Source organism: Planctomycetota bacterium (assembly GCA_026387035.1).
Lineage (GTDB): Bacteria > Planctomycetota > Phycisphaerae > FEN-1346 > FEN-1346 > JAPLMM01.
Map to the genome: position 1 here is coordinate 1 of JAPLMM010000122.1, position 6,148 is coordinate 6,148.

General features: G+C 67.6%; 5 protein-coding genes. 2 read left to right on the forward strand and 3 right to left on the reverse strand.

Annotated elements, in window-relative coordinates; genetic code table 11:
- The coding region (locus NTX40_04140) for a DNA polymerase (protein ID MCX5648274.1) at positions 1–1,773 on the reverse strand (1,773 nt) is incomplete at its 3' end.
- Positions 1,774–2,104: 331 nt separating this feature from the next.
- Between NTX40_04140 and NTX40_04145 the strand changes: the two genes are divergently transcribed.
- Positions 2,105–3,568, forward strand: coding sequence for a hypothetical protein (locus NTX40_04145; GenBank protein ID MCX5648275.1), 1,464 nt, complete (start codon positions 2,105–2,107; stop codon positions 3,566–3,568).
- 142 nt (positions 3,569–3,710) lie between these two features.
- Entirely contained in the window at positions 3,711–4,904 is a 1,194-nt protein-coding gene (locus tag NTX40_04150; protein MCX5648276.1) for a pyridoxal phosphate-dependent aminotransferase, read from the forward strand.
- Positions 4,905–4,960: 56 nt separating this feature from the next.
- Here NTX40_04150 and NTX40_04155 read toward each other — a convergent pair whose 3' ends face one another.
- Positions 4,961–5,962, reverse strand: a complete 1,002-nt coding sequence (locus NTX40_04155) for a glycosyltransferase family 4 protein (GenBank protein ID MCX5648277.1) — start codon at positions 5,960–5,962, stop codon at positions 4,961–4,963.
- Positions 5,963–5,965: 3 nt separating this feature from the next.
- Positions 5,966–6,148: hypothetical protein (locus tag NTX40_04160; GenBank protein MCX5648278.1), on the reverse strand; the 183-nt coding region annotated here is incomplete at its 5' end.

A 6,148-nucleotide genomic window follows, 5' to 3' on the forward strand; every position in this document is an offset into this window, starting at 1 on the left:
CTCCAGGACCAGCCGGGGCAGGGGATGGCGGCGGGCGAGTTCCTCGAGGACCCCGGCGTCGGTCGAAGGCCGCGTCTTCTTCGCGGTCTTCTTGACGGGCTTCAGGCCGAGTTCGTCGAAGAGGACCCGACCGAGTTGCTGAGGCGAGTTGATGAGAAATTCGTGACCCGCTTCCTCGTAAATCTGCTTCTCGAGCCGTGCGAGGCGCGTCTCGAGGTCCTTCGCGATCTCCGTCAGGACCTCGGTATCAATGGCGACGCCGGTCTCCTCCATCGCCGCCAGCACCGGAACGAGGGGCATTTCGACCTCGCGCGCCAGGTCCGCCAGGCCCGCGTCTTGGAGTTCCGCCTCGAGGCGCTGCTTGAGGCGCCAGGTGACGACGGCATCCTCGACGGAGTACTCGGCGGCCTGCTGGATGGGGACCTCGGCCATCGTGCGCTCGTTCTTCTTCGCGCCCAGCAGGTCCGCGAGGGGAATCTTCTTGTGGCCGAAGTAGTCCAGGGCGAGGGCGTCGAGGTTGTACTCGCGCCGGCCGGGGTTCACGAGGTAGGCGGCCACCATGGTGTCGAAGAACGGCTCGGCGAGGTCGAGGCCCGCGCGGCGGCAGACCAGCAGGTCGTACTTGACGTTCTGGCCGACCAGGAGGCGCTTCGGCGATTCGAGGACCGGCCGGAGGGCGGCCATCACCTTCTTCAAGGGGAGGCAACGGTCGGCCTCGAGGCCTTTCAGGGGGACGTAGTAACCCTCGCCGGTGGTCCAGGCGAAACTGAGCCCCGCCAGTTCCGCCTCGCGCGGGGAAACGCTCGTCGTTTCGGTGTCGAAGGCGAAGGCCTTCTCGCGCGCGAGGGCCTTGGCGAGTTTCTCCAGCGCCTCGGGCGAATCCACAAGGCGGGTCCGGATGGCGGGCCCGGCCGCTTCGCCCGAAAGGTTCAGTTCCTCTAAAAATGCGTTGAAGCCGAGATCGCGGAAGAGCGCCACCACCGCCGCGCGGTCGAAGGATTCGGGCGTCGCGCAGGACTTGGGGTCGAGGTCGATGGGGGCGTCGGCGTGGAGTCGGACGAGCCCGCGGCTCTGGAGAGCGGCGTCGCGGTGGGCGCGCAGGTTTTCGCCGACCTTGCCTTTCACTTCGTCGGCGTGGGCGAGGAGGTTGTCGAGCGACCCGTACTCGGCGATGAGTTTCGTGGCGGTCTTCGGTCCGATGCCGGGGACGCCGGGGATATTGTCGGTGGCGTCGCCCATGAGGGCGAGCACGTCGACCGTCTGCTCCGGCGTGACGCCGCGCTTCTCCCGAATGCCCTCCGGGTCGAGATGCTCGAACGTCTTGGTATCGAGCATCGTGACGCCGGGGGCGACCAACTGTTCGAGGTCCTTGTCGCGGCTGCAGATGACGACGTCGAGTCCGGCGCGGCGTCCGCGTTCGACCATGGCGGCGATGCAATCGTCCGCCTCGTAGCCGGGTGATTCGACCGCCGGGATGCCCATCGCCGCCAGAATCTCGTGGGCGCGGCGAACCTGGACCACCAGGTCGTCCGGCATGGGCTGGCGCTGGGCCTTGTATGCCGCGAAAGCCTCGTGGCGATGGGTCGGGCCCGGCAGGTCGAAGCAGGCCACCAGGTAGTCGGGCTTTTCGTCGCGGAGGATCTTCAGGATCGTCCCCACGAAACCGAACGTGGCGCCGGTCGGTTCGCCTTTGGGGCTGGTCAGGTTCGGCAGCGCGTAGAAACTCGCGTACAACTGGCCGTGGCTGTCGATGACGTAGAGCCGTCGGGGCATGCGCTCGGGACCTGTGACTCGGGTTCCGGGGAGAAACGGCTTCTTCCAGACGGCGCGCATCGTAGGCGTCGGGGGGGGCGTTGTCAAGCGGCTTGGGGGACCTTGCGCTCGGGCGGGCTGGGGGCGTATAACATGAAGGAGAAGCGCAATCCGCCGGGTCCGCCGCCCCGAGCGGGGACTTTTTTGGTTGACAAGAATGCCCGCCAGACCTAGGGTTACGCGGCGATTGACAGACGGAGCGTGCGGCCGCGGCTGACCCGTGCCATTCGTTCCTGCCCAAACGGCGCGGAGGCGAGGTCGGCCTGTAACGGATAAAATCGGAGGTCCTCTGATGGCGAGGCGAATGATTCGTGCCCGGCGTGCGAGCCCCTACCAGTTGTATCTGCTGATCGCTTTCGTGGTGATTTCCGTCGGCCTGGGCGTCGGCCTGGCGTGGGCGTGGAGCCTGATGGACCAGCACAGTGTGAACACATTCGGCCAGGAGCGCCTCGAGCGCGCCAAGGAGTCGGGCCGGGACGTCTGGCGCGACGTGCTCGACAAGTACCAGGGCGAGGGCGCCACGCTGGTGGACGTGATCGAGGCCAAGGAAAAACTGGCCAACGAGTATCGGTTTGAGATTCAGCGGCTGACGGAGCGCCTCCTGGGCGACCCGTTCAGCACGCAGCAGGGCCAGCAATTGCGCCAGAGTGTGAGCGACGTTCTGAACTCCACCAACGACATCCTCGTGCAGTGCAGCGAGACGCTCAAAAAAAGTTATTCGGCCGTCGGCGATCCCGGCGCGCCGGGAGAGGTCCGGATGACGAGCATGCAGGTGGCCGTCCGGTCGGCGCTGCAGCGGATCGGGGCCCTCGTCATCGAGGTTCGCCAGAATAACCAGTCCATGGAAGACCTGAAGGGCCAGATCAAGGGCCTCCAGGCCGAACTGGGTGCGGCCAAGGAGCAACACGCCGTCCAGGTGGCTCAACTTCAGCAGAACCTGGCGGACGAGCGGAAACGCCAAGTGACGGCACGCGATAGGGCCGTCCAGCAGAGCGTGCAGTTCAACGATGAGACCAAGCGCGTCCGCGACCAGTTGATGGAAGAGCGCCGGCAGTGGAAGATTGAGAAGGAGAAATTCGGGCGCGAAATCCTCACCCGCGACAACGCCATCAGCGACCTGAAGGGCAAACTCGAAACTCTCGGGAAGATTCCGACGGAAATGGCGGCCGACGGCCATGTCGTCAAGGTCGCCGAACTCGGGTCCGTCGCCTATGCCGACATCGGGAAGAAGGACGGCGTCCTGCTCGGCATGCCGTTCTCCGTTTTCAGCCCGGCGGAACTCGGCAAGGAGGAGCCGAAGCCCAAGGCCTCCGTCCGCGTCGTCCGCATCATGGACGACGCCAGCGAGTTGCGCGTGACGGTTCAGGGCAATGACCCGATCGTCGCCGGCGACGTGCTTCACAACCCCGTGTACGACCGAGGCCGACGCCTGCGGTTCATGCTGGTCGGCAAGATAGACGTCGATGGCGACGGCGCCGACGATTCCGGAAGCCTCAAGGCGCTCATCCAGGAACTCGGCGGGCGCGTGGAAACCGAACTGTCGGTCCAGACCGATTACCTCATCGCCGGCGAGCAGCCGGCCGTGGTCGCCGCTCCCGCCCCGGATGCCGGCCCGATGGAGCGGCAACTGTATGAGGAGGCGCGGGTCGCCTTCGTCGCTTACACCGCGGCGATGGACCGCGCAAAGGACTTCGGCATCCCCATCCTCTCCCTGAACCGCTTCCTGGGCCTCATGGGGCTTACCGGAAGGGATTGAGGCCGCAACGACCGACGCCAGCGGCGGGGCCGACCCATGTCGGCCTCGCCTCGTTTCACTCAGCCCCGGTGACGGCTGGAAATCGCGCTCGCGCCCCGTTACCATGCTCCCCGGTCCCGGGGAATCCGTGGAGGCCGTGCCCATGCAAATCAGTCGGCGAGTCCAAACCATTCTCCCATCCATGACCCTGGCCGTCAGCGCCAAGGCCAAGGCCCTCAAGGCCCAGGGCGTGGACGTCGTCAGTTTCGGCGCGGGCGAGCCCGACTTCCGGACGCCCGAGCACATCTGCGAGGCGGGCATCCGCGCTATCCGCGACGGCCACCACGGTTACGTCGTGCCGTCGTCGGGCCTGGCGGAATTGAAGGCCGCCGTCGCCGACTACCTCGCGCGAAAGTGCGGCCTGAAGTACGAGTCCTCCCAGGTCATCATCACCTGCGGCGGTAAACACGCCCTCTACGAAGCCTGCCTGGCGACCCTCGAGCCCGGCGACGAGGCCATCCTCCCCGCCCCCTACTGGGTTTCGTATCCCGAAATGATCCGCCTCGCCGGCGCCGAGCCCGTCATTCTCCACGCAGGTTCGGACCAGGAATTTAAGATCTCGGCCGAGCAACTCGCCGAAGCCGTCACCGACCGGACGCGCGCCGTCATCCTCAACTCGCCCTCCAACCCGACGGGCGCCGTGTACACACGCGAGGAGTTGAAGGCCATCGCCGAGACCGTCGCCGGACGCGACCTCTGGGTCTTCAGCGACGAAATCTACAACGAACTCGTGTACGACGGCGTGGACACCTGCTCGTTCGCCACGCTCGGCGATCGGATCGCCGCACAGACCATCACGTTCGGCGGGGCGTCGAAATCCTGGGCGATGACCGGCTGGCGCATCGGATGGGCCGCCGGACCCCCCGACCTCATCAACGCCATGGGCAACCTCCAGGACCAGTCCACCTCGAACCCCACCTCCATCAGCCAGTACGCCGCCCTCGCCGCCGTCTCCGGACCCGAGGAACCCCTGCGAAAAATGCGCGACGAGTTCGACCGTCGACGCCGCTACATGGTGGACCGCCTCGCCAAGATGCCGGGCGTCACCTGCGTCCGACCCCAGGGCGCGTTCTACGCCTTCCCGGACTTTAGCGCCGCCTACGACCGTGTCCTCGGCCCGGGCGCCAAGGAGCCGAAGAGCGTCGCCTTCGCCACCCAGGCGCTCGAGAAGGCGCACGTCGCCCTCGTGCCGGGGGCCGCCTTCGGCGACGACCGCTGCGTCCGCCTCTCCTTCGCCACCAGCATGGAACAAATCACGAAAGGCCTCGACCGCCTGGAGAAGTTCCTGGCCGGCTGAGCCCGCGCCTTTTCTGCGCCGGGTGGCACTGGCGGCTTGCCCGCCAGTGCTGCTGTCTACCGCAGCGCCTCCTCCACGAGGTCGCGGACGAGCGGCGCGAGGACGGCAAAATCGAATTCGGTTTCGGCGCGTCGGCGTGCCGCGCGGCCCATTTCGCCGCGAAGGGCCGCGTCGCCCGCCAGGCTCCGGACCGCTTCCACCCACTCCTCGACTGTCTCGGCCCAGAAGCCCGTCCGCCCGTCCTCGACGTAGTCGGCGTTGACGCCCACGGGGCTCGCGACGACCGGCAGCCCCGCCGCCATGTACTGCACCACCTTGAACCCGCACTTGCCGCGCGTATAGGCCGTGTCCGGCAGCGGCGCCAGGCCGATGTCCGACTCGGCCAGCAGGCGCGCCTCGGCGTCGAAGGTCCACGGCACGTTTTCGACGGTGAGGCCGGGCACGTCGAGTTCGGCGTCGGCGATGACGCGCAGCGTGACCTCGGGCATCGCGCGCCCGAGGGCCTCGAACACCGGCCGGAAAGGCTCCAACTGCTTCAGGGTGCTCCGGCTCCCGATCCACACGAGCCGCAGCGGATAGGCCGTCTCGTAATCGCTCTTCGGCCGAAAGCGCCCGGCGTCCAGCCCCGTCGGCACGACCTCGATGCGGGCCGCCCAGGCCGACCGCGCGTGGTCCGCCAGAGTCGGGTTTCCCGCGAGGACGAGGTTCGCCGCCTTCACGGTCCGCGCGAAGCGGCGCAGGCGGCCCGGGTGCGGCCGGGCGGGCGAACGCGCCTGGACCATCACGGCGTCGTCGAAGTCGTAGATCAGGCGGCGCGCCGCCCGGCGAAGGATGCCGCCGTCCCACGCCGTCAGCGTCTTGCGGTGAAGCAGCACGCCGTCGAACTCGCGCGCCCGGCGCATCTGCCGACGGCGCTCCAACGGCGACCGCGCCAGTTCGACCACCTCACTCGCGATGCTGCGCTCCGCCAGCGGCGCGAGATACGGCTCGATGCGCTGCCGAAACGGGGCGCCAGCCCGCTCGCGCGTCAGGACCAGAAGTCGTTTGCTTTCCGCCACGGCCTATCCCTTCTTGCCCGCGTCTCCCTGGAATCGCGTGAACGGCACGCCGATGTCCGCGAGGACGACCTCGCCCGTGTATTCCTCGGCGCCGGGTTTGCGGAAACCGATCTTGATCGCTGCCATCGTCACGGTTTTCGTCGCGCGGACGGTCGGCCCGAGCGGTTTTCCCGTGTCCGGGTCGAG